The sequence below is a fragment of the Streptomyces sp. NPDC043896 genome (genome assembly GCF_056435605.1).
This window is the reverse complement of sequence record NZ_JBWKEE010000038.1, coordinates 1-22,387: the sequence shown is the minus strand read 5'-3', so window position 1 is coordinate 22,387 and position 22,387 is coordinate 1. Positions and strand designations below refer to the sequence as shown.

The following is a 22,387-nucleotide window of genomic DNA, read 5'->3' as shown; positions in this document are numbered from 1 at the left end:
GCCCCGGGGCGGGGCCTAAGGCCTCGGGCCCCGGACCTCGACGGCGGCGCAGCGCCAGCGGCGGTCGGCACCCAGCTCCAGCCGGAAGGCCATCGCCGAGACCCGCTCCCCCGTCGCGATGCGGGCGAAGGCCTCGATCACGCCGGGGCCGGGGTGGAACCGCCCGCAGTGGCGCAGCACCGGGCGCAGGCGCTCGCGCGGGGGCCCGACCGGGGCCAGGGTGACCAGCTGCTCGTACGCCTCGCCCACCGTGAGGCCGAGCAGCGAGTGCACGGGGCGCTGCCCGCTCAGCACCGCCAGCAGCCGCTCCGCGAACCAGTCGTGCGGGGCGAGCCGGCGCACCTGCCGCGGCGCCCCCGCCGGCCGCCGCTGGTCCCGCCGCCCTGCGGGACGGGTCCGGCTCGCCCCGCCGGGCCTGCTGCGGCTGCCCTCGCCGCCGATCGTGCCGCGCGTGGTGGTGTCCATGGCGATTCCCCCGATCAGACCGAGCCCGGCGGTACCAGGCGGTAACTTGATGCGGGTTTTCTACGACCGCCGAACACGCTCCGCAACCGTCGCGGCGGGCTGCGGAGGACCCCGCCGAGGTTCACCTATCCGTGTGACGGCCCCCCGCCCCGAAGCCCCGGACTCCCCCCGCAACCCCCCTCAGGTAGACGCCGAAACCCCCACCACGAGGGACTCGATGGAGTACCCCCGAATCACCCTCCCGGCCCCACCGGGCGGGCGGGGAGAAGGCGCCGGCTGCGGTCACTCTCCGCATGCGGGGCGGGTGGCTGGCTCTCGGTGCGGGCCCGCTATCTCCCCCTCGAGGGGGTGGGGGCGGGGCGGTGGCTGCCCACCCGCCCCCCGGGTGCGGGTGGGTGGGGTGGGGGCGGTAGCCCCCGGGGCGGGCTCACAGCTGCTTTGGGGGTTTCCCGTCAGTCCCATCGTCCTTCCGTGTCGTGCCGGCCCGTCAAGGGCGCTCCTTCGTCGCGTCACTTCGTGATCGCCTTCGGCGACCCTTGACAGGCCGACCCGCCCCGGAAAGCCGAAAGACTGCCGGGAAGCCCCCAAAAGAACGGTCACCGGGCAGAAGAGACAGGGACGGGTCCCTCAGCGATGAGGCGAGGGGCCGGGCCACGGCCGGCCAGACATCCGGGCCCCTCCAGTCCTGGCCCAGGGCCGGGGGCGCGGACTACCCGCACGAGAGGTTGATCAGAGCGATCTGCGGAGCCTCCAGGCGCAGAAGATCGCTACGCGCTCCCCTCGGCTCGGCGTCCGCCGCCCCTCTGGGGCTGATACCCGCACCAGAGGGTGAATGGAGCAGCGCAGGAAGCCGACAGACGCAGGAGATCGCTACGCGCTCCTCATCTTTCGGCGTCCGCAGCCCGTCTTGGGCTGAGACCTGCACCAAATGTTGATCAGAGCAGCGCGGGAAGCGGCCAGGCGCGTGAGATCGCTACGCGCTCCTGTTTCTCGGCGACTGACGGCCGTCCGGGGCTGGTACTAGGCGTCGAAGTCGTATTCCAGGACGTAGGAGGCGGAGTCCAGGGTCATTTCGTTGACCTCAACGGCCCGGCCGTCCTCGGCGAACGCGGTGCGGACGATGTCGATGACGGGCGTGCCCATGGAGAGGGCGAGACGTTCGGCCTCGCCGGCGGAAGGCATGCGGCACCGAACCTCCTCACGGAAGTGGACGGGCTTGTGGCCCAGCTCGGCCAGCCTTGCGTACGTGCCACCATGCCCGGTGTCGGATCGGGTGATGGCAGAGTCGGCCACGATGTCTGACGGCAGGTACGACGTCGCGAGCAGCACCGGCTTGCCATCGAGTACGAACCGGCGGCTGCGCACCCAGACCGGAGATTCCTCCAGAACGCCGAGAGCTGCCGCGATCTTGTGGGTTGACGGCTCTTCGTGTACCTCGACCTGATCGACGACGAGCTCACGATCTTCGCTGTCCGTCGACCAGATGGAACGTCCTGAACCCCACCGTTCCTGCGCGAGTCGCTGGATGCCATGTCGTCGCAGGGGCCTGAAGGCCCGGACGAATACGCCGGCACCCTTCCGCGCCTCTGCGAGGCCTTCGTTCTGGAGCACTCCGAGGGCCTGGCGTGCGGTCATCCGCGCGACATCGTAGGTGGCCATGAGGTCGTTCTCGCCCGGCAGCCGGTCGCCCGGGCCGTACTCGCCCGACCGGATCGCCGCCCTCAGCTCGTCAGCAATCCGCTGGTACTTCGGCTGGCGAGTGGCGCCCTGGCTGGTCATCGAAACGATCACTCCTTCTCTTCTCTAGACACCCTAGGGCCAGAGGTAGGGCGCTGCACGCATCAGCCTTGCAGGCGAACATCTCTAGAGACCCATTGACGAAGCGAGCGGGATTGGTTTCAGTGGCAACATCTCTAGAGATGCTGTGGTTCCAGTGCAACCGAGAGGTGTACCTGTATGTGCCTGATGTCCGTCAGTACGGAAGCATCCGAGGTCTTCGCGCATCGCTGCCCCTGCCCGGCCAGAGCCGGAGATCTCAGCGAGGACCTCCTGGACCGCGCACAGGCCGGCTGGGAGCGCTTCCTCGCCACCTTCGAGGCGGTGTCCGATGAGTGAGTGCTACGAGTACGTTCCCCACCGCCTCCTGCGCCGGCGCGTCCGTGACATCGCCTCGGGCGTCGAGGGCGTGCTGATGGCCGTGATCAACGAGAACGTCTCGGACACCGGCATCGAGCGCTGGATGGAGCTCGCCTACATCCGTGGCGCCTCGGGCCGCGAGTTCACCACCGCCGCCACCAACGTCGAACCCGCCCCGGACCAGCCACGGACGGCCGCCGGGCGCCGAGCCGAGAGGAGCGCGTAGCGATCCGTCGCGCCCACCTGCAACCTGGGCTGCTCTGGTCGTCATTTGGTGCAGGTATCAGCCCCGGACGGTCGCCGGACGCCAAGCAATGAGGAGCGCGTAGCGATCCGTCGCGCCTGGGTGGTCCCCAGGATGCTCCTGTCGTCCTTCCGTGCAGGTAGAGGCCGTGTGGTCCCGGATGTCGGCTCCTGAGGGGCCGAATGCCCGGCCGGCCAAGGCCCGGCCCCTCGCCTGATCCCTGAGGAACCCGTCCCTGCTCCTCCTGCCCGGTGACCGTTCTTTTGGGGGTTTCCCGGCAGTCTTTCGGCTTTCCGGGGCGGGTCGGGCTGTCAAGGGTCGCCGAAGGCGATCACGAAGTGACGCGACCGAAGGGAGCGCCCTTTACAGGCCGGCACGACACGGAACGACGATGGGACTGACGGGAAACCCCCAGCCCCTCCCTGAGGCCGCCCGAGGGGATACTGCTCACCCGGCCCCCGGCCCGCAGACGAGGGGGCGGGTGGGCAGCCACCGCCCCGCCCCTGCCCCCTCGCGGGGGTGATAGCCGGCCCGCACCGCGAGCAGCAACGCCACCGGGGCCGGACACCCTTCGGTGTCCGGCCCCGGTCGCGTGGTGCTTCGTATCCCGTTACTTCTTGCGGCGGCGGCCGCCCGAGGCCTTCTGGGCCTTGCGGCGCTCCGCGCGGGTCAGGCCGTCGCCGCCGGAGGCGTCGGAGTCGAAGTCGCCCTCGACGACACCGCCCTCACCGTCGACCGTCGGGGCCGAGAAGTGCAGGCGGTCCGGGCGCTGCGGGGCGTCCAGGCCCTTGGCGCGGATCTCCGGGCGGGCCGCCGGCACCGGCTCCTTCACCATGGACGGCGCGGCGTTCTGCACGGGGAGCTCCTCGACCTGCTGCTCGACCTGGACCTCCAGGTTGAACAGGTAGCCGACGGACTCCTCCTTGATGCCTTCCATCATGGCGTTGAACATGTCGAAGCCCTCGCGCTGGTACTCGACCAGCGGGTCCTTCTGGGCCATCGCCCGCAGGCCGATGCCTTCCTGCAGGTAGTCCATCTCGTACAGGTGCTCGCGCCACTTGCGGTCCAGCACCGACAGGACCACGCGGCGCTCCAGCTCGCGCATGACGTCCGACCCGAGGGCCTTCTCGCGCGCCCCGTACTGCTCGTGGATGTCGTCCTTGACGGACTCGGCGATGAACTCGGCGGTGATGCCGGCGCGGTCGCCGGCCGCCTCCTCCAGCTCTTCCACCGTGACCTTGATCGGGTAGAGCTGCCGGAAGGCGCCCCACAGCCGGTCGAGGTCCCACTCCTCGGCGAAGCCCTCGACCGTCTCGGCCGAGATGTAGGCGTCGATGGTGTCGTCCATGAAGAAGCGCACCTGCTCGTGCAGGTCCTCGCCCTCCAGGACGCGGCGGCGCTCGCCGTAGATGACCTCGCGCTGGCTGTTGAGGACCTCGTCGTACTTCAGGACGTTCTTGCGCGTCTCGAAGTTCTGGGTCTCGACCTGCGACTGGGCGGACGCGATGGCGCGCGTCACCATCTTGTTCTCGATCGGGACGTCGTCCGGCACGTTGGCCATGGCCATGACGCGCTCGACCATCTGGGCCTTGAAGAGGCGCATCAGGTCGTCGCCGAGGGACAGGTAGAAGCGGGACTCGCCCGGGTCGCCCTGTCGGCCGGAACGGCCGCGCAGCTGGTTGTCGATGCGGCGCGACTCGTGGCGCTCGGTGCCCAGGACGTACAGGCCGCCGAGCTCCTTGACCTCTTCGAACTCGGCCTTGACGGCCGCCTCGGCCCTGGCGAGCGCCTCGGGCAGGGCGTGCGCCCACTCCTCGATGTGCTCCTCCGGGTCGAGGCCGCGCTGGCGCAGCTCCGCCTCGGCGAGGTCGTCCGGGTTGCCGCCGAGCTTGATGTCGGTACCGCGGCCGGCCATGTTCGTGGCGACGGTGACGGCGCCGCGGCGGCCGGCCTGGGCGACGATCGTGGCCTCGCGCTCGTGCTGCTTGGCGTTGAGCACCTCGTGCGGGATGCCGCGCTTGGAGAGCTGCTGCGAGAGGTACTCGGACTTCTCGACCGAGGTGGTGCCGACGAGGATCGGCTGGCCCTTCTCGTGCTTCTCCGCGATGTCGTCGACGACGGCGGCGAACTTGGCGACCTCGGTCCGGTAGATGAGGTCGGGCTGGTCCTTGCGCTGCATGTCCCGGTTGGTGGGGATGGGGACGACGCCGAGCTTGTAGATCTGGTGGAACTCGGCGGCCTCGGTCATGGCCGTACCGGTCATGCCGGACAGCTTCGAGTAGAGGCGGAAGAAGTTCTGCAGGGTGATCGTGGCGAGGGTCTGGTTCTCGTCCTTGATGTCCACCCCTTCCTTCGCCTCGATCGCCTGGTGCATGCCCTCGTTGTAGCGGCGGCCGGCGAGGATGCGGCCGGTGTGCTCGTCGACGATCATGACCTCGCCGTCGATGACGACGTAGTCCTTGTCGGCCTTGAAGAGCTCCTTGGCCTTGATCGCGTTGTTCAGGTAGCCGACGAGCGGGGTGTTCACCGACTCGTAGAGGTTGTCGATGCCGAGCCAGTCCTCGACCTTGGCGACACCGGCCTCGTGGATGCCGACGGTGCGCTTCTTCTCGTCGACCTCGTAGTCGCCGGTCTCCTCGATGCCCTTGAGCGGGTTGCCGGCCTCGCCCTTGGTCAGGCGGGTGACGAGCTTGGCGAAGTCGGCGTACCACTTGGTGGCCTGGTCGGCCGGGCCGGAGATGATCAGCGGGGTGCGGGCCTCGTCGACGAGGATGGAGTCGACCTCGTCGACCACGGCGAAGTTGTGGCCGCGCTGGACCAGCTCCTCCTGCGACCACGCCATGTTGTCGCGCAGGTAGTCGAAGCCGAACTCGTTGTTCGTGCCGTACGTGATGTCGCACTCGTACTGCTCGCGGCGCTGGGCGGGCGACATGTTGGCCAGGATGCAGCCGATGGTCAGGCCCAGGAACTTGTGGACGCGGCCCATCATCTCGGAGTCGCGCTCGGCGAGGTAGTCGTTCACCGTGATCAGGTGGACGCCCTTGCCGGACAGTGCGTTCAGGTACGCGGGCAGCGTGCCGACGAGGGTCTTGCCCTCACCGGTCTTCATCTCGGCGACGTAGCCGAGGTGCAGCGCCGCGCCACCCATGATCTGCACGTCGTAGTGCCGCTGGCCGAGGACGCGCTTGGCGGCCTCGCGGACGGTGGCGAAGGCCTCCGGCAGCAGGTCGTCGAGGCTCTCGCCGTCCTGGTAGCGCTGCTTGTACTCGTCGGTGAGGGCCCGCAACTCGGCGTCGGAGAGGTTGACGAAGTCCTCTTCGATGGAGTTGACCTGGTCCGCGATGCGGTGCAGTTTGCGCAGGATCTTGCCTTCGCCTGCACGCATGAGCTTGTTGAAGACGGACACTGAGGCTGGTCTCCTTGCCGGTCGGGCCTGGGCACTTTACGTAGCCGGGCACGGCAGGTGGGCCCCACCGCAACGGCCATCGTAAGCGAGGACGTGGTCGCGTCGGGAGGTCCGCCGTGTCCGCAGGGCACGGGCGCCCGGAATGAGAACGTACGGGGGACGCATTGGGTGCCGGGGAGAACGAAAACCCCTCGCCCGGGTTACGCGTGCTGGCCACAATCCGTTCATGGAGCCCATCACGCTGACCACCGAGCGCCTCCTGCTGAGGCCCTTCGCCCCCGCCGACGCCGGCGAGGTGTACGCGGCCTGCCAGGACCCCGAGATCCAGCGCTGGACGATGGTGCCGGCCCCGTACGAGCGGGAGCACGCCGAGGCGTGGGTCACGCAGATCGCTCCGGCTTCCTGGCTGGAGGACCGCGAGTACGGCTTCGCGGTGCGGCTGGGGGAGCGGGGGCCGCTGGTGGCCGCGGTGGGCGTGCACGTGCGCGGCCCCGGGGCGTACGAGGTCGGCTACTGGGCCGTCAAGGAGCACCGGGGCCGCGGCTACGTGTCCGAGGCGGTGGCCGGGGTGGCCCGCTGGCTGTTCACCGAGGTCGGAGCCGGCCGGCTGGAGTGGCGCGCCACCGTGGGCAACGCGGCGTCCCGGGCCGCCGCGGAGAAGGCCGGTTTCCGGGTCGAGGGCGTGCTGCGCGCCGCGCTCGACGACCGGGGCACCCTGCGGGACTGCTGGGTGGCCGGGCTGGTCCCGGCCGATCTGGGGCTGCCGTCGCGGCTGCCGTACCTGCCCGCTGTCAGTGGCAGCGCCTAAGGTCGCGGCATGACGACGCTCTCGCTGTCCGCCGACGAGGCCCGCCGGATCGCTCTGCGCGCGCAGGGGTTCCTGGGGGCGCCCGACCGCCGGGGCGGGGTCCGGGGGGTGCTGCGCCATCTGGGTGCCGTGCAGCTGGACACCATCTCGGTCCTGGCCCGCTCGCACGAGCTGATCCCGTACGCGCGCCTGGGCGCGGTGGGCCGGGAGGCCGTGGAGAGGGCGTACTGGAGCGACGGGCACGCCTTCGAGTACTGGTCGCACGCGGCGTGCATCCTGCCGATCGAGGAGTGGCCGCACTTCGCGTTCCGCCGCCGGGCGCGGTATGCGCGCGGCCACCGCTGGCACGTCCTGGAGGACAAGGACCGTTCGACGAGGGCGGTCCTGGACCGGCTGCGGGCCGAGGGCCCGCTGACCGCCAACGAGCTGGGCGGCGCGAAGAACGGCGGCGAGTGGTTCGAGTGGTCCGAGACCAAGATCGCGGTGGAGTGGCTGCTCGACACCGGCGAGGTGGTGTGCACCGAGCGGCGCGGCTGGAAGCGGGTGTACGACCTGGCCGAGCGGGCCGTTCCGGACGCCCTGTTCCACGACGACCTGGACGACCGCGAGTGCCTGCGCCGCCTGGTGGCGCTGGCGGGGCAGTCGCTGGGGGTGGGCACCCGCGCCGACATCGCGGACTACCACCGCCTCAAGGGTGAGCAGGTCGACGCGGTGATCGCGGACTCGGGGCTGGTGCCGGTGGAGGTCGAGGGGTGGGGGAAGCCCGCCTGGGCCGATCCCGGTGCGCTGGCCTCCGTCCCGCGCGGCCGGCACCGTACGACCCTGCTGTCACCGTTCGACTCGCTGGTCTGGGACCGGCCCCGCACCGAGCGGATCTTCGGCTTCACGCACCGGCTTGAGGCGTACGTCCCCAAGCCGCAGCGGATACACGGGTACTTCGCGATGCCGCTGCTGGCGGGCGGGCGGCTCCAGGGGCGCGTCGACCCGGGCCGTGAGGGGCGCACGCTGGTGGCGCGCCAGGTCTCGCTGACCCGGCCGCAGGCGGCCCGCCCGATGGCGGAGGCCCTGCGGGAGGCGGCGCTGTGGGTGGGCTGCGACGCGGTCCGCGTCGAGCGTGCGCAGTCGCCCGCGGAAGCGGCCGCGATCACGGCGGAGCTGGCGGAGCTGGGCGCCTGACGGCGGCGCCCGGCCCGTCGGCCGACCGGTGGCGGCGGCCGGTGGCGGCGAGCGGCCGGTGGCGGCGGCCGGTGGCGGCGAGCGGCCGGCCGGTCAGCGGATCTCCAGGATCTTCTCCCGCATCGCGTACACGACGGCTTCCATCCGGGAGTGGAGCTGGAGCTTCTCCAGGATGTTGCGCACGTGGTTCTTCACGGTGTTCTCGGAGATGAACAGCTGCTTGGCGATGTCCCGGTTGTTCATGCCCGTGGCCACGAGCTTGAGGACTTCGAGCTCCCGGTCGGTCAGCCGCGGTGCCGGGACCAGCCGCCGCTCGTCGGTGCGCTGGATCATCGACTTGAACTCGGTGAGCAGCTTCGACGCCATCGACGGGCTGATCTGCGACTGCCCGTCGGCGACGGCGCGGATCGCCGTCGCGACCTCGTCCGTGGAGATCTCCTTGAGCAGGTAGCCGGTGGCGCCCGCCTTGATCGCGTCGTAGAGGTCGGCTTCCTCGTCGCTGATGGTCAGCATGATGATCTTCGCCGAGGGGGCGACCTCCTTGATCGAGGTACAGGCCTCGATCCCGCCGCGCCGGGGCATCCGTACGTCCATCAGCACGATGTCGGGCAGCAGGTCGGCCGCCTTGTCCACGGCCTCCGCCCCGTCCCCGGCCTCACCGACGACCTGGATGTCCTCCTCCTGGGCGAGGACGATCTCCAGTCCGCGCCGGAAGAGGGCGTGGTCGTCGACCACGAGCACCCGGATCGGCTCCCCCGCCGGGTCCGCCGCCCCACGACAGCCGGCGCCGTCGTCGTCACCGCGCGCCGGCCCGAAGCTGTCCGCCATCGTTCCTCCCCCTGCATGTGCTGAGCTGCTGGGCCAACCGGTCGGGCTCGGCCGCCGGTTGACTGCCCGACATGATTCCATGCCCGCGTATCGGACGGGGATTTGGCGGAATCCGTCTGGCTCATACGAGTCATACAGGTGCCCCTGCGGAACGCCGTGCGTTCCGCAGGGGCAATGGTTGAATTTCAGCCTCCGAGCGCGCCGCCCGCGCCCGCTCCCGAGGGCTCCGAGCTGGACGCCCCGTCGGGGTCCACGTGGATGACGCCGTAGTCGTAGGCGTGGCGCCGGTAGACGACGCTGGGCATCTTGGTCTCGGAGTCGACGAACAGATAGAAGTCGTGGCCGACCAGTTCCATTTCGTACAGCGCCTGGTCGAGCGACATCGGGCGGGCCGAGTGGGTCTTCTCGCGGACGATCAGCGGGCCTTCGCCCTGTACCTCCAGGGAGCCGATCCGCTTGACCGGAACCCCTTCCTCCATGTCCTCGTAGACCGGCTCGCCGTTGCTGTTGAGGGTTGCGACGCCCGGCACACGGTCGGCGACCTCGGCCGCCGAGAGCCGTCCGGTGCCACGGCGGGTGAAGCGCTTGTCGTGCTGCTTGCGCAGCCGGGCCTCCAGCTTGTCCTGTGCCAGGTCGAGGGCCGCGTACGGGTCGGCGGCGGCGGCCTCGGCACGGATCACCGGGCCCCGCGAGTGCAGGGTGATCTCCACGCGGTCGGAACGGTCGGCCTGGCGCGGGTTGTGCTCCTTGGACACCTCGACGTCCAAGCTGATCACCTTGGCGTCGAGCTTCTGGATCCGCTCGGGATTCAGCTTCTCGGCCACGTGCTTGCGGAACCGCTCGGGCACCTCGGTCTTGCGGCCCTTGACGACGATGTCCACGCAGAACTCCGTTCCCGGAGACCTCCGCCTTCAGCGGCGAAGCGTCTCCCTTTCGCACCAGGCTCCGGTGAACACCGGAGCCTCGGACTTGGCGACTTTCACCTCCTCCTCCCCCATCGGCAAGATCTACATCCCACCGACTTCGGAGTAGAGAGAGCCCCCCTGGCAGGCACTGACACGAAGATTCCAATAAACAGACGGACTGGTGCTCCGATACCTGGGGCCGATGGATCGCCAGTTCCTCACAACCGAACATATCTCTCAAAGCCGGTTGTCGGCACCCGCTACCGAAACGTACCTCCGATCAGGTGGGCGTTCCCTCTTACTACCTGCAACGATGCGCATTCCCCAGTGGTTCCAAATCTATTCACAAGATTTTTGGTCTGTCCGGGTTGCCGGGGAACGAGCGCGCCGGTGCGGCCACCACAGCCGCAGCATCCGCCGACAACCCCGCCGCGCGCAATGCCCGAGCCGCCTCCGCGAGCGTGGCTCCGGTGGTGATCAGGTCGTCCACCAGCACGAGCCGGGCCCCCGCCGTCAGCACGGCCCCGCCGGGCCGCACCTCCAGGGCGCCCGCGAGGTTCTCCTGCCGCTCCCGGGCCCCCAGCCCCGCCTGGTCGGCGACCGCCCGCCGCAGCCGCAGTACCGGTGCCACACGCGCGGCCGCACCGGCCCCGCGCAGCCTCCCGGACGCGGCCAGGGCGATCCTGCGCGCCGGGTCGTGCCCGCGCGCCCGCACCGCCCGCCGCGCGGAGGGCACCGGGACCAGCACCAGCTCCGCCCCGCCGGCGCCCCCGCCCACGCCCGCGCGGGCCACCGCCGCCGCCAGGGCGGCTCCGAGCGGGCCGGCCAGGGGCAGCGCCCCGCGCTCCTTGTGGGCGAGCACGACCGCCCGTACGGCGCCCTCGTACCGGGCGGCCGCGTACACCCCGGGCAGCCCCGCCGGACCCGCCCGCCGCGCCGCCGGACGCACCGGCCCCGCGCCCGCGCCGCTCAGGGCGCCCCGGCAGGCCCCGCACAGCACGACCCGGGCGGCCCCGCACCCGGCGCAGTCGGCCGGCAGGACCAGCCCGGCCACTTCCCGCCACCACGCCCGCACACGTCCACCTTGACGGCCCGCAGCCGGGCCCGCGACCCCTGTGGACGACCGGCACCGCACCCCGCGCCCGCGCCCCGATCAGCCCGGGTACACCGGGGCCCGCCCGCCCGCCGCCACCGTGCGCCACTGCGCACCCGGCGGCAGCCACACGATGCCGATGCCGTCGTCGCCGGAGTAGGCCACCACGGGCTTCGCCTCGTCCTCCGAGGCGGCGATCGCGCTCAGCCCCGTCGCCCCGGGCAGGCTCGCGGCGACCATCGAACCGTCGGCCAGCATGTAGCGGGCCTGGTCCACCCCGCCGCTCTCCCGGCCCACCACCAGCAGCCGGCCGCGCGGCGCCCAGCTCATCGCGGTCACCTCGGCCATCTGCGGGGCCGCCGGGCGCAGCTCGCGCACCGACACCCGGGAGGCGTCACCCTTGCCCTCGGGCCGCTCGATCCGCCCGATGAAGAGGTTCTTGCGCCCGCCCTCCTTCTCGACGAGCAGCGCGATCCGCACCCCGTCCGAGGAGGCCTTCAGTCCGCTGATCCTGCCGCCGTCGAGGCCGGCGACATCCACCTTCTGCGGGGTGCCGGTCCCGCCGGGCACCCGCCACAGGCCCTGGCTCTGCGGGTCGAGGTCGGCCACCCACAGGTCGCCCTGCGCGTCCCAGCTGGGCGCGGTGAGCTTGCCGGACTTGCTGGTCAGCAGCGGCTGCGGCATCGGTCCGGCCGTCGTCAGCGTCACCACGTACAGGCCGTGCCGGTCGTCGGAGACGACCGCGGCGCGCTTCTCGTCGTACGTCACGGCCGCCGAACCGACCTTGAAGCCGGCGGCGGTGGCCAGCGGGCCGGGGGCCGGTTCCGGCTTGGCCTGCTGCTGCTCCTCGCTGTTGGCGTCGAGGGTCATCCGGACGAGTTTGAAGTCCTTGTCCACGTAGTACTGGTGCTCCGGCGACGGCGGCCGGTTGGCGATGGCCGCGGCGGCCGTGCCGGTGATCCAGCACAGCGAGGACTTGCCGTCGGGGCGCAGCAGTTCGACCCGGTCGAGCTTGGAGGTCGTCAGGTCCCGGACGGTGTAGAGGAGTTGGGTGGCCATCTTCTGGCACTGCGGCTGCGCGACGTCCGCGGCGCTCTTGTTGAGCGGGACGCGCAGGGTGTTCTGGCCGTCGTACGACAGGGACTTGGTGCCCTCGCGCAGTTCGGTGCCGGTCGGGAAGGCCGTGGAGGCGACCGGGCCGAGCCACTTGGAGGGGCCGGCCAGCAGAGACTGCACGGTCTGCGTGGTCGGGTCCATGCGGGAGTCGGGGTCGGTGCGCTGGCGCACGTACACGGGGTCGGCGACGAGGGTGCTGCCCGCGAAGTAGTACTTGTTGACGGGCTTGTAGATGCGCTGGAAGTCGGACTCGCTCAGGACGAGGTTGCTGGGCGGGGTGGCGATCCGCCACTGCTTGTTGACCTGGACCAGCTCGAGGTGCTCCTCGTAGCGCCCGCCGCCGGTCTCGGGCTGGTAGGCGCTGCGCTCGTCCACGGTGGCGAGCTTCTTGCCGTAGATCTTCCAGCGGGGTTCCTCGGGCTCCTTGTCGCCGTTGGAGACTTGGACGCGGTTGAGGCCGGCGGAGAGGACGGTGACGGCCGAGCCGGGCCGCCAGTTCTTCGCGGCGTCCTCGGTGAGGTACTTGCGGGCGGTCGCCAGCTGCGGGTCGTCGCTGGTCATGGCCTCCAGGAAGCCGTCGACGATGTCGGCCGGGCTGGCCTTGTCGGCCGGCGGCACGCCGAAGACGCGGACCTGCGAGTCGACGCCCTGGGAGGCCTCCACCCGGCGGATCTCGCCGCGGTCGGGCATGGAGGCGCAGCCGCCGATCAGCAGGCCGACGGCCCCCAGGGCCAGCGCCGCGCGGGTGCCCCGGTGCCGTCCGGCCGCCGGGACCCGCCCGCCGCGCACGGCGTGCGCCGCGTGGGCCGCGTGCTCCTCGCGGCCGCCGTGCTCCTCGCGCCCGTCCCGTACTCGCCGTGCGCCTGCCGGGGCGCCCTCAGCGTCCTCCACCGGTTCCGTCCTCCTGTGCTGGGCTCTGGTCGGCGGGCCGGGCCACGACCCGGGAGCCGTTGCCGGGCAGCGCCGTCGGGTCGGCGGGCACCGGCAGGGCGGTGGTGACCGCCGGGCGGGGCGGTATCGGGTCGCGGCCGTCGCGCCCGTCCCGCCCGTCGGGGTGCGTGCCGGGTCCGCCGGGCTGCGTCCCGCGCCCGGCGGCCTCGGCGGCGGCCTTGGCCCGGTTGGCCCGGGAGTCCTCGGGCTCCAGCGGGATCGGCGATCCGCGCAGGGGCTCGTCGGCGGTGCGGGGCAGGGTGAGGCGGAACTGGGAGCCGCCGCCGGGCTCGCCCCAGGCCTGGAGCCAGCCGCCGTGCAGGCGGGCGTCCTCGACGGCGATGGACAGGCCGAGGCCGGTGCCGCCGGTGGTGCGCGCGCGGGCGGGGTCGGCCCGCCAGAAGCGGTTGAAGACGCGGGTGGCCTCGCCGGGCTTGAGCCCGACCCCGTAGTCGCGCACGGCGACGGCGACGGCTCCGCCGGCCGAGGCGAGCCTGACCACCACGTCGCGGCCCTCGCCGTGCTCCACGGCGTTGACCACGAGGTTGCGCAGCACCCGCTCCACGCGCCGGGCGTCGGCCTCGGCTATCACCGGCTGGGTGTCGCCGAGGACCCGGATGCGGGTGCCCTTGTGCTCCGCGAGCGGCTCGGCGCCGTCGATGACGCGGCGTACGACGTCCCGCAGGTCGATGGGCTCGGCCTGGAGGTCGGCGGCGCCCGCGTCGAAGCGGCTGATCTCCAGCAGGTCGGAGAGCAGCGACTCGAAGCGGTCGAGCTGTCCGGCGAGGAGCTCGGCGGAGCGCGCGGTGACCGGGTCGAAGTCGACCCGGGCGTCGTGGATGACGTCGGCGGCCATGCGTACGGTCGTCAGCGGGGTGCGCAGCTCGTGCGAGACGTCCGAGACGAACCGGCGCTGCATCCGGGACAGGTCCTCCAGCTGCTGGATCTTGTGCTGGAGGTTCTGCGCCATCTTGTTGAAGGCTTCGCCCAGCCGGGCGATGTCGTCCTCGCCGGTGACCTTCATCCGCTCCTGGAGCCGCCCGGCGGAGAGCCGCTCGGCGATCCCGGCGGCCATCCGGACGGGCGTCACGACCTGGCGCACGACGAGCCACGCGATCGCGCCGAGCAGCACGACCACGAACACGCCGGCGGTGGCGATGGTGACCTTGATGAGGTTGAGGGACTCCTCCTCCTGCGTGAGCGGGAAGAGGTAGTACAGGTCGTACGGGTCGCCGTTGATGTCGGTGAGCCGCTTGCCGATGACCAGCGCGGGCTCCGGGGTCTTCTCCCCGGCCCCGGCGGTGTACTTGATCTGCCAGAAGGTCTTGAAGGTGCCGGTGGCGTGGTTGACGGACCGGCGCAGCGCCGGCGGGACGCTCGCGGTGGGGTCGACGTTGCCGGAGGCGCGGGCGCCCTTGACGCCCTGGGCGGCGGGGGCGGTCTGTTCACCGGTGCCGGTGCCCGCGCCGAGCGCGACCACCTCGAAAGCGGTCTGGCCGCCGCTGGCCAGCTGCTTGACGAGCGAGTTCATCCAGGTGCTGGCGTCACGGCCGACCTTGTTGTCGGTGGCGTCGGGCCCGTCGACGGCGAAGGGCGTGTTGGCCTTCTCCTGTGCGACCGCGAACCCTCCGGCGGCCTGGCTCTGGGCCGCTTCCTCCTTGGCGTCGAGGAGTCCCTTGGAGACCTGGGCGATGACGACGAAGCCGAGCGCGAGGACCACGGCGAGCGACATCAGCAGGGTCGCGGCGACGACCCTCAGCTGGATGTTGCGGCGCCAGATCCGGACAGCCGGAAGCAGCGGCCGCCGTACGAGGCGTACGAGCAGCCGCAGGAGGGGGCCGCCGGGTGCTCCGTCCTGGAGCAGCCGGCCGCCCCGCAGGGCTCCCCGCCGGGAGCCGCCCCGGGCCTTGCCGGGCTGCACGTCAGCTGGGTCCGGCCTTGTAGCCGACACCGCGCACCGTCACGACGATCTCGGGGCGCTCCGGGTCCTTCTCGACCTTGGAGCGCAGCCGCTGCACGTGCACGTTGACCAGGCGGGTGTCCGCCGCGTGCCGGTAGCCCCACACCTGCTCCAGCAGCACCTCGCGGGTGAAGACCTGCCAGGGCTTGCGGGCGAGGGCGACCAGCAGGTCGAACTCGAGCGGGGTCAGTGCGATGGAGGCGCCGTCGCGCTTGACCGAGTGGCCGGCCACGTCGATGACCAGGTCACCGATGACGAGCTGCTCGGGCGCGGGCTCCTCCGACCGGCGCAGGCGCGCCCGGATGCGGGCGACCAGCTCCTTCGGCTTGAACGGCTTCACGATGTAGTCGTCGGCGCCGGACTCCAGGCCGACCACGACGTCCACCGTGTCACTCTTGGCGGTGAGCATGACAATCGGCACGCCCGACTCGGCGCGGATCAGCCTGCACACCTCTATCCCGTCCCTCCCGGGCAGCATGAGGTCGAGCAGCACGAGGTCCGGCTTCGCCTCCCGGAAGGCAGCCAGTGCCTTGTCACCGTCCGCTACGAACGACGGCTCAAAACCTTCTCCACGCAGCACAATGCCGAGCATCTCGGCCAGCGCGGTGTCGTCGTCGACGACGAGGACGCGTCCCTTCATGGTTGACATCATCCCATTAGCTAATCGTTACCCGGCGGTGAGCTGCCCCACAGCCAAAAGGGCTGGAAATCGCCCCTCGGACCTGCGTGGAGATCAGGACGACCAGTCTGCCCCGGATCCGCGCGACAATTGAAGGGCGAGCGGCACGGGATCAGGGGGACGGCCGGTCCGATCCGTACGCCCCCATGGCACGATGGCAGCCGACCAGCGCGCCCGCCACGGCAGGTGCACGTGAAGGAGCGACGATGAACGACTCTCCGGGCTGGGCCGCGCCCGGATCCCCGTCCGACGGCCAGGGCTCCGACGCCGGCCGGCCGGCCGCTCAGCCGTCCGGCCCCGCCTCCGCACCGCCCCCCGCCACCGCCGACGGCGCCTCCCCCACGGGATCCGCCCCCGGCCCCGGCGAGAGCAAGTGGTCCGCCGCCCAGCCGCCGCCCGGCCAGTGGACCAGCCCCGCGACCGGCCGCACCCCGCAGCCCGCCCCGCCCGCCCCGCAGCCGCAGGCCCCCGGCTGGGGAACCCAGCCCGGCTCCCCGTACCAGCACCCCGGCGGCTGGGGCGGCCCGCCGCCCGCCGCCAAGCCCGGCGTCATCCCGCTGCGCCCCCTCGGCCTCGGCGAGATCCTGGACGGCGCGGTCGGCACCCTGCGCGGCCACTGGCGCTCCGTGCTCTCCGTCAGCCTGGTCATCGCCGTCCTCACCCAGGTCGCCCTGCTCCTCGTCCAGCGCGCCTGGCTCAACGACCTGCCCGTCGCCGACGAGACCCTCACCCCCTCGCAGGCCCTCGACGTCATGGGCGACACCGCCCTCGTCTACTCCATCCAGTACTTCCTGGAGATCCTCGGCCTCGTCCTCGTCACCGCCCTGCTCGCACCCGTCGTCAGCCGCGCGGTCCTCGGGCAGCCGTCCACCCTCTCCGGCACCCTGAAGGCCGTACGGCCGCTCGCGCCCCGCATGCTCGCCCTGACCGGCCTGCTGCTCCTCGGCGCCGTCGCCGCCGTCCTGCTCCCGACGCTCCCCGGCATCCTCACCGGCAGCGCCGCGCTGACCGCCCTCGGCATCCCCGTCGGCTTCGTGCTCCTGGCCTGGTTCTACGTGACCTACGTGCTGGCCCCGCCCGCGCTGATGCTGGAACGCGGCTCGGCCGTCGCCGCACTCAAGCGGTCCGCGAAGCTGGTCAAGGGCTCCTGGTGGCGGATCTGCGGCATCAGCCTGCTGACCTGGGTGATCCGGACCATCACCGCCATGGTGATCGTGATGCCCTTCGCCGGCATCGCCCTGTTCGTCGCCCCCGGCGGCCTCTCCAGCCTGCTGGACGGCTCCGTCGGCAAGAGCTGGACCTTCCTCGTCATCAGCGCGATCGGCGGCGTCGTCGGCGCCACCGTCACCGTGCCGATGCAGACGGGCGTCACCACCCTCCTCTACATCGACCAGCGCATCCGCCGCGAGGCCCTCGACCTGGAGCTCGCCCGCGCCGCCGGCCTCGACGGCTACGGCACCCCCACCACGGCCGAACGCCCCGGAGGCTGACACACCGATGAGCACGGGGGGACTCATCACCACCGCCGACGGCGACACACCACCACTGACCACCGGACGCGAAGCCGCCCGCGAGGCGGCCGAACGCGAGCTGGCCAAGCCTGCCTACCACCAGGACGAGCCGGGGCTCCTCCAACGCGCCCTGGACCGCTTCTGGGAGTGGCTCGGGGACTTCTTCGACAGCGCCTCCGGAGCCACACCCGGCGGCTGGGCCGGACTGCTCGCCATCGCCGTACTCGTACTCCTGCTCATCGGCGCCCTCTGGTGGCGGCTCGGCACCCCCCGCCGCACCGCCGCCGGCACCGGCACCCTCTTCGACGGCGGCCCCCGCAGCGCCGCCGACCACCGCGCCGCCGCCGACGCCCACGCCGCCGCCGGCCACTGGAACGAAGCCGTCCGGGAACGCATGCGCGCCCTCGTCCGCTCCCTGGAGGAACGCACCCTCCTCGACCCCCGCCCCGGACGCACCGCCGACGAGGCGGCCGCCGAAGCCGCGCTCTCCCTCCCCGCCCACGCCGCCGACCTGCACGCCGCCGCCCGCGCCTTCGACGACGTCACCTACGGCGGCCGCACCGCCGACGCCGACACGTACGCCCGCCTGCGCACCCTCGACCTCACCCTGGAACGCGCCAAGCCGCTCCTGACGGGACCCACCGCATGACCGGCCCCACGCCCCAGCCCGAACCCCCCACCCCCGGCACCCCGGCACCCCCGCAGCCGACCCCCGCCACACCCCCGGCCACGCCGGCGCCCCCGCAGGCCGAACCGACCCCCGGCGCCCCGGCCCCGGCGCGCCCGTCTCCCGCCACCCCGGCCCCCCACACCCCGTACGCGCCCGCACCCCGCCCGGGCGCCGCCACGGCCCCGCCCGGCTCGGCCCCGGCCGACGGTTCCCCGTACCCGCCCGGCCAGGGCCAGGGCCCCGGTACCTCCACCGCCCTCAGCGCCGCCCAGCTCTGGGCCCGGGCCCGCGGGCTGCTCCTCGCCCTCGGCGTCCTCCTCACCGCAGCCGTCGCCCTCGCCGGCCTCCAGGCCGGCGACCACCACGGCCGCCTCGACCCCCGCTCCGCCGACCGCGACGGCAGCCGCGCCCTCGCCCAGCTCCTCAAGGAACGCGGAGTCACCACCCGCGTCGTCACCAACGCCGACGAGGCCGCCGCCGCGGCCGGCCCCCGCACCACCCTCCTCGTCACCGACCCCGACCTCCTCGGGGAACCCCAGCGACGCGCCATCCGCTCCGCCGTCGACCTCTCCGGCGGCCGCACCGTCCTCATCGCCCCCACCAGCGTCAGCCTCCCCGACCTGGCCCCCGCCACCCGCACGAAGTCCTTCGCCCACGACGACGACCTCGACCCCGGCTGCACCCTCCCCGCCGCCACCACCGCCGGCCGCGCCGGCACCGGAGACGGCCTCCGCTACACCACCGACCTCCCCGGGGCCACCGCCTGCTACCCCAGCCAGGGCCACCCCACCGTCCTCGTTCTCCCCAGCACCACCAAGGGCGGCGACACCGTCCTCCTCGGCTCCGAACGCTTCCTCCTCAACGAACACCTCGCCGAGGAGGGCAACGCCTCCCTCGCCCTCCAGCTCCTCGGCTCCCGCCCCGACCTCGTCTGGTACCTGCCCACCCTCGCGGACATGCCCGCCGACGCCCCCGCCGACGAGAAGAGCCTCCTCGACCTCGTCCCCTCCGGCTGGCTCTGGGCCCTGCTCCAGCTCTTCGTCGCCGCCGCGCTCGCCGCCCTCTGGCGCGCCCGCCGCCTCGGCCCCCTCGTCACCGAGAACCTGCCCGTCGCCATCCGCGCCTCCGAGACCACCGAGGGCCGCGCCCGCCTCTACCGCAGGGCCTCCGCCCGCGACCGCGCAGCCGCCGTGCTGCGCGCCGCCGCCCGCGAACGCCTCGCCGCACTGGTCGGCGTACCGCCCGCCCAGGCCCACGACCCCGCGGCCCTCGTCCCCGCCGTCGCCGCCCGCCTGCCCCACGGCACCGGACCCGACACGGCCACCACCCTCTTCGGCACCACCCCCGCCGACGACGCGGCACTCGTCGCGCTCGCCGACCACCTCGACGCCCTCGAAAGAGAGGTCCGCACCTCATGACGGCCACCACGGACAGCGCCCGCTCCTCCCTGGAAGCGCTCCGCACCGAAATCGCCAAGGCCGTGGTCGGCCAGGACTCCGCCGTCACCGGGCTCGTCGTCGCACTCCTGTGCCGCGGCCACGTCCTCCTCGAAGGCGTACCCGGCGTCGCCAAGACCCTCCTCGTCCGCGCCCTCGCCGCCTCCCTCGCCCTCGACACCAAGCGCGTCCAGTTCACCCCCGACCTGATGCCGAGCGACGTCACCGGCTCCCTCGTCTACGACGCCCGCACCGCCGAGTTCTCCTTCCAGGACGGCCCCGTCTTCACCAACCTCCTCCTCGCCGACGAGATCAACCGCACGCCCCCCAAGACCCAGTCCTCGCTCCTCGAAGCGATGGAGGAGCGCCAGGTCACCGTCGACGGCACCCCGCGCCGGCTCCCCGAGCCCTTCCTCGTCGCCGCCACCATGAACCCGGTCGAGTACGAGGGCACCTACCCCCTCCCCGAAGCCCAGCTGGACCGCTTCCTCCTCAAACTGACCGTCCCTCTCCCCTCCCGCGAGGACGAGATCGGCGTCCTCACCCGGCACGCCGCCGGCTTCGACCCCCGCGACCTGCACGCCGCCGGCATCCGCCCCGTCGCGGGCGCCCGGGAACTCGAAGCCGCCCGCAAGGCCGTCGAGGACACCACCGTCTCCCCCGAGATCGCCGCCTACGTCGTCGACCTCTGCCGCGCCACCCGCGAATCGCCGTCCCTCACCCTCGGCGTCTCCCCGCGCGGCGCGACCGCCCTCCTCGCCACCTCCCGCGCCTGGGCCTGGCTGACCGGCCGCGACTACGTCACCCCCGACGACGTGAAGGCCCTCGCCCTGCCCACGCTCCGCCACCGCGTCCAGCTGCGCCCCGAAGCCGAGATGGAAGGCGTCACCGCCGACGCCGTCATCTCCGCGATCCTCACCCACGTCCCCGTCCCCCGCTGATGGCCCTCACCGGACGCGCCGCCCTGCTCGCGGCCCTCGGCAGCCTCCCCGTCGGCCTCCTCGAACCGAGCTGGACGGGCATCCTCGCGGTCAACGGCCCCCTCGCCCTGGCCTGCGCGGTGGACTACGCCCTCGCGGCGCCCGTACGCGGCCTGCGGCTCACCCGCACGGGCGCCACCTCGGTCCGCCTCGGCGAAACGGCCGACGTCCACCTCACGGTCGGCAACCCGGGCACCCGCACGCTCCGCGCCCGCCTCCGCGACGCCTGGCCCCCCAGCAGCTGGCACCCCGGCAGCGAAACCGCCGCCTCCCGCCACGAGCTGACCGTCCCCGCCGGCGAACGCCGCCGCGTCACCACCCGCCTGCGCCCCACCCGGCGCGGCGACCGCAAGGCCGCCCTCGTCACCGTCCGCTCCTACGGGCCGCTCGGCCTGTGCGCCCGCCAGGGCTCCCACGACGTCCCCTGGACGGTCCGCGTCCTGCCGCCCTTCACCAGCCGCAAGCACCTCCCCTCCCGCCTGGCCCGGCTGCGCGAACTCGACGGCCGCACCAGCCTCCTCACCCGAGGCGAGGGCACCGAGTTCGACAGCCTGCGCGACTACGTCCCGGGCGACGAGACCCGCTCCATCGACTGGCGGGCCACCGCCCGCCGGCACACGGTCGCCGTCCGCACCTGGCGCCCCGAACGCGACCGCCACATCCTGATCTGCCTCGACACCGGCCGCACCTCGGCAGGACGCGTCGGCGACGCCCCCCGCCTGGACTCCGCCATGGACGCGGCCCTGCTGCTGGCCGCCCTGGCCACCCGCGCCGGCGACCGCGTGGACCTCCTGGCCCACGACCGCCGCACCCGCGCCCAGGTCCAGGGCCGCTCGGCCGCCGACACCCTCCCGGCCTTCGTGAACGCAATGGCCGGCCTCGAACCCGAACTCGTCGAAACGGACTCCCGCACCCTCGTCTCCACCATCCTCCGCAGCGCCCCGCGCCGCTCCCTGGTGGTCCTCCTGACCAGCCTGGACGCCGCCCCCATCGAGGAGGGCCTGCTGCCGCTCCTCCCCCGGCTCACGCAGCGCCACACGGTCATCCTGGCCTCGGTCGCCGACCCGCACATCGCCGCGATGGCCGCGTCCCGCGGCTCCCTGGACGCCGTCTACGAAGCCGCCGCGGCCACCCAGACCCAGTCCCAGCGCCGCCGCACCGCCGCACAGCTCACCCGACACGGCGTCCACGTCGTCGACGCCGCCCCGGACACCCTGGCCCCCTCCCTGGCGGACACCTACCTCGCCCTGAAGGCCGCCGGCCGCCTGTAGCCACTGGATAGGCTGGTCGGGCATCCCGTCAGGAGGACACACATGGCCGACCTCACCCCAGAGCAGATGCGCCGCCTGCAAGACTTCGCGGAGCAGCTCTCGGAGCTGGCCGAACACCAGGAAGACCGGTGGAAGGTGCAGACCACCGACGGTCAGATCTTCCTCACGATGATGCAACCCACCGCGCCCCACGGCCTGAACGTGGTGAGGCTGCGCCGCCAGATCGAGGCCCAGACACCAGAGGTGATGGCCCTCAACGACACGAACATGGGCGACCCGGTGACCGCCCTGACGAAGGTCCCGGACCTCATGGTCATCGCGGAAGAGGACACCGACGACACGGCGAAGGTCGTCAATTCCCGTGATGTCCTGATGGTGGTGGAGGTCGTCTCCCGTACGAACTCCCTCACCGACATCCGCGACAAGCTGCACGACTATCCGCGGATGGGGGTCCCGCTGTACGTCGTCGTGGACCCCCGCAAGGACAAGAAGACCGTGACCGTGCACAGCGACCCGTCGGAAGGCCCCGACGGCATCCGTTACCGCAAGAAGGTCCCGCACGCCTTCGGGGACACCGTCACCGCCGGCCGCTGGACGCTCGACACGAGCAGCCTGAAGGCCTACCCCGCCGACTGGTGAACCGAATGCGGCCGCCCACGGCCCGCATTGGCACGTAACGGCCCGTGAACGCAGAAAAGCCCCGCACCAGAAGGTGCGGGGCTTTCCCACAATGATTGTTCGGCGGCGTCCTACTCTCCCACAGGGTCCCCCCT

19 protein-coding genes are annotated in these 22,387 nt (G+C 72.4%); 10 read left to right on the top strand and 9 right to left on the bottom strand.

Annotated features, from left to right (window positions below; genetic code table 11):
* Window positions 1-15: 15 nt before the first annotated feature.
* Complete coding sequence (locus AC069X_RS35535) at window positions 16-465, bottom strand: Rv3235 family protein (RefSeq protein WP_478735396.1); 450 nt, start codon at window positions 463-465, stop codon at window positions 16-18.
* A 1,020-nt stretch (window positions 466-1,485) separates the two neighbouring features.
* On the bottom strand, window positions 1,486-2,244 hold the full coding sequence (locus AC069X_RS35530; protein ID WP_478735394.1) for a GntR family transcriptional regulator: 759 nt from the start codon (window positions 2,242-2,244) through the stop codon (window positions 1,486-1,488).
* 186 nt (window positions 2,245-2,430) lie between these two features.
* On the opposite strand from AC069X_RS35530, the gene AC069X_RS35525 reads away from it, so the two are divergent.
* Together AC069X_RS35525 and AC069X_RS35520 are read left to right on the top strand one after the other, a co-directional pair.
* Window positions 2,431-2,580, top strand: coding sequence for a hypothetical protein (locus tag AC069X_RS35525; protein ID WP_478735392.1), 150 nt, complete (start codon window positions 2,431-2,433; stop codon window positions 2,578-2,580).
* Window positions 2,573-2,827 (top strand): hypothetical protein, encoded by a 255-nt coding sequence (locus AC069X_RS35520; RefSeq protein ID WP_478735390.1) that lies wholly within the window; start codon window positions 2,573-2,575, stop codon window positions 2,825-2,827. Before AC069X_RS35525 ends, AC069X_RS35520 begins: the two co-directional genes overlap by 8 nt.
* A 628-nt stretch (window positions 2,828-3,455) precedes the next feature.
* Here AC069X_RS35520 and secA read toward each other — a convergent pair.
* Window positions 3,456-6,251, bottom strand: a complete 2,796-nt coding sequence (secA, locus tag AC069X_RS35515) for a preprotein translocase subunit SecA (RefSeq protein WP_478735388.1) — start codon at window positions 6,249-6,251, stop codon at window positions 3,456-3,458.
* 226 nt (window positions 6,252-6,477) lie between these two features.
* Between secA and AC069X_RS35510 the strand changes: the two genes are divergently transcribed.
* Together AC069X_RS35510 and AC069X_RS35505 are read left to right on the top strand one after the other, a co-directional pair.
* Window positions 6,478-7,059: a GNAT family N-acetyltransferase gene (locus tag AC069X_RS35510; protein WP_478735386.1), complete on the top strand. Its 582-nt coding sequence runs from the start codon at window positions 6,478-6,480 to the stop codon at window positions 7,057-7,059.
* 9 nt (window positions 7,060-7,068) lie between these two features.
* Window positions 7,069-8,235 carry a winged helix-turn-helix domain-containing protein gene (locus AC069X_RS35505; protein WP_478735384.1) on the top strand — a complete coding sequence of 389 codons (1,167 nt, stop codon included), beginning with the start codon at window positions 7,069-7,071 and terminating at the stop codon, window positions 8,233-8,235.
* A gap of 93 nt (window positions 8,236-8,328) precedes the next feature.
* Here AC069X_RS35505 and AC069X_RS35500 read toward each other — a convergent pair whose 3' ends face one another.
* The 6 genes from AC069X_RS35500 to mtrA all read right to left on the bottom strand — a co-directional run bounded on the left by AC069X_RS35500 (window position 8,329) and on the right by mtrA (window position 15,719).
* The gene (locus AC069X_RS35500) at window positions 8,329-9,063 is read right to left on the bottom strand and encodes a response regulator (protein WP_478735382.1); all 735 of its coding nucleotides are present in this window, start codon (window positions 9,061-9,063) and stop codon (window positions 8,329-8,331) included.
* Window positions 9,064-9,248: 185 nt separating this feature from the next.
* Entirely contained in the window at window positions 9,249-9,944 is a 696-nt protein-coding gene (hpf, locus tag AC069X_RS35495; protein WP_007264438.1) for a ribosome hibernation-promoting factor, HPF/YfiA family, read from the bottom strand.
* Window positions 9,945-10,311: 367 nt separating this feature from the next.
* Entirely contained in the window at window positions 10,312-11,043 is a 732-nt protein-coding gene (locus tag AC069X_RS35490) for a ComF family protein (RefSeq protein WP_478735380.1), read from the bottom strand.
* A 78-nt stretch (window positions 11,044-11,121) separates the two neighbouring features.
* A complete protein-coding gene (locus AC069X_RS35485; protein ID WP_478735378.1) occupies window positions 11,122-13,068 on the bottom strand; it encodes an LpqB family beta-propeller domain-containing protein in 1,947 nt (648 codons plus the stop codon).
* Window positions 13,055-15,028: an MtrAB system histidine kinase MtrB gene (gene mtrB, locus AC069X_RS35480; RefSeq protein ID WP_478735376.1), complete on the bottom strand. Its 1,974-nt coding sequence runs from the start codon at window positions 15,026-15,028 to the stop codon at window positions 13,055-13,057. The genes AC069X_RS35485 and mtrB overlap by 14 nt, the downstream gene beginning before the upstream one ends.
* A gap of 1 nt (window position 15,029) precedes the next feature.
* Entirely contained in the window at window positions 15,030-15,719 is a 690-nt protein-coding gene (mtrA, locus tag AC069X_RS35475) for a two-component system response regulator MtrA (protein ID WP_007264442.1), read from the bottom strand.
* Between the two features lie 233 nt (window positions 15,720-15,952).
* On the opposite strand from mtrA, the gene AC069X_RS35470 reads away from it, so the two are divergent.
* Genes AC069X_RS35470 through AC069X_RS35445 form a run of 6 tightly spaced genes read left to right on the top strand, consistent with a single transcriptional unit; the run spans window position 15,953 to window position 22,253 of the window.
* Entirely contained in the window at window positions 15,953-17,236 is a 1,284-nt protein-coding gene (locus tag AC069X_RS35470; protein ID WP_478735374.1) for a hypothetical protein, read from the top strand.
* A gap of 7 nt (window positions 17,237-17,243) precedes the next feature.
* Window positions 17,244-17,906: a DUF4129 domain-containing protein gene (locus tag AC069X_RS35465; protein ID WP_478735372.1), complete on the top strand. Its 663-nt coding sequence runs from the start codon at window positions 17,244-17,246 to the stop codon at window positions 17,904-17,906.
* Window positions 17,903-19,345 carry a DUF4350 domain-containing protein gene (locus AC069X_RS35460; protein ID WP_478735370.1) on the top strand — a complete coding sequence of 481 codons (1,443 nt, stop codon included), beginning with the start codon at window positions 17,903-17,905 and terminating at the stop codon, window positions 19,343-19,345. Before AC069X_RS35465 ends, AC069X_RS35460 begins: the two co-directional genes overlap by 4 nt.
* The gene (locus AC069X_RS35455) at window positions 19,342-20,304 is read left to right on the top strand and encodes an AAA family ATPase (RefSeq protein WP_478735368.1); all 963 of its coding nucleotides are present in this window, start codon (window positions 19,342-19,344) and stop codon (window positions 20,302-20,304) included. The genes AC069X_RS35460 and AC069X_RS35455 overlap by 4 nt, the downstream gene beginning before the upstream one ends.
* Complete coding sequence (locus AC069X_RS35450; protein ID WP_478735366.1) at window positions 20,304-21,614, top strand: DUF58 domain-containing protein; 1,311 nt, start codon at window positions 20,304-20,306, stop codon at window positions 21,612-21,614. The genes AC069X_RS35455 and AC069X_RS35450 overlap by 1 nt, the downstream gene beginning before the upstream one ends.
* Window positions 21,615-21,656: 42 nt before the next feature.
* Complete coding sequence (locus AC069X_RS35445; protein ID WP_478735364.1) at window positions 21,657-22,253, top strand: Uma2 family endonuclease; 597 nt, start codon at window positions 21,657-21,659, stop codon at window positions 22,251-22,253.
* The last annotated feature ends 134 nt before the right edge of the window (window positions 22,254-22,387 follow it).

Excerpts from the sequence above, each read along its gene's own strand:
- AC069X_RS35535 (WP_478735396.1), bottom strand. The coding sequence starts at position 465 with ATGGACACCACCACGCGCGGCACGATCGGCGGCGAGGGCAGCCGCAGC.
- AC069X_RS35530 (WP_478735394.1), bottom strand. The coding sequence starts at position 2,244 with ATGACCAGCCAGGGCGCCACTCGCCAGCCGAAGTACCAGCGGATTGCT.
- AC069X_RS35525 (WP_478735392.1), top strand. The coding sequence starts at position 2,431 with ATGTCCGTCAGTACGGAAGCATCCGAGGTCTTCGCGCATCGCTGCCCC.
- AC069X_RS35520 (WP_478735390.1), top strand. The coding sequence starts at position 2,573 with ATGAGTGAGTGCTACGAGTACGTTCCCCACCGCCTCCTGCGCCGGCGC.
- AC069X_RS35510 (WP_478735386.1), top strand. The coding sequence starts at position 6,478 with ATGGAGCCCATCACGCTGACCACCGAGCGCCTCCTGCTGAGGCCCTTC.
- AC069X_RS35505 (WP_478735384.1), top strand. The coding sequence starts at position 7,069 with ATGACGACGCTCTCGCTGTCCGCCGACGAGGCCCGCCGGATCGCTCTG.
- AC069X_RS35500 (WP_478735382.1), bottom strand. The coding sequence starts at position 9,063 with ATGGCGGACAGCTTCGGGCCGGCGCGCGGTGACGACGACGGCGCCGGC.
- mtrA (WP_007264442.1), bottom strand. The coding sequence starts at position 15,719 with ATGATGTCAACCATGAAGGGACGCGTCCTCGTCGTCGACGACGACACC.
- AC069X_RS35470 (WP_478735374.1), top strand. The coding sequence starts at position 15,953 with ATGAACGACTCTCCGGGCTGGGCCGCGCCCGGATCCCCGTCCGACGGC.
- AC069X_RS35465 (WP_478735372.1), top strand. The coding sequence starts at position 17,244 with ATGAGCACGGGGGGACTCATCACCACCGCCGACGGCGACACACCACCA.
- AC069X_RS35460 (WP_478735370.1), top strand. The coding sequence starts at position 17,903 with ATGACCGGCCCCACGCCCCAGCCCGAACCCCCCACCCCCGGCACCCCG.
- AC069X_RS35455 (WP_478735368.1), top strand. The coding sequence starts at position 19,342 with ATGACGGCCACCACGGACAGCGCCCGCTCCTCCCTGGAAGCGCTCCGC.
- AC069X_RS35450 (WP_478735366.1), top strand. The coding sequence starts at position 20,304 with ATGGCCCTCACCGGACGCGCCGCCCTGCTCGCGGCCCTCGGCAGCCTC.
- AC069X_RS35445 (WP_478735364.1), top strand. The coding sequence starts at position 21,657 with ATGGCCGACCTCACCCCAGAGCAGATGCGCCGCCTGCAAGACTTCGCG.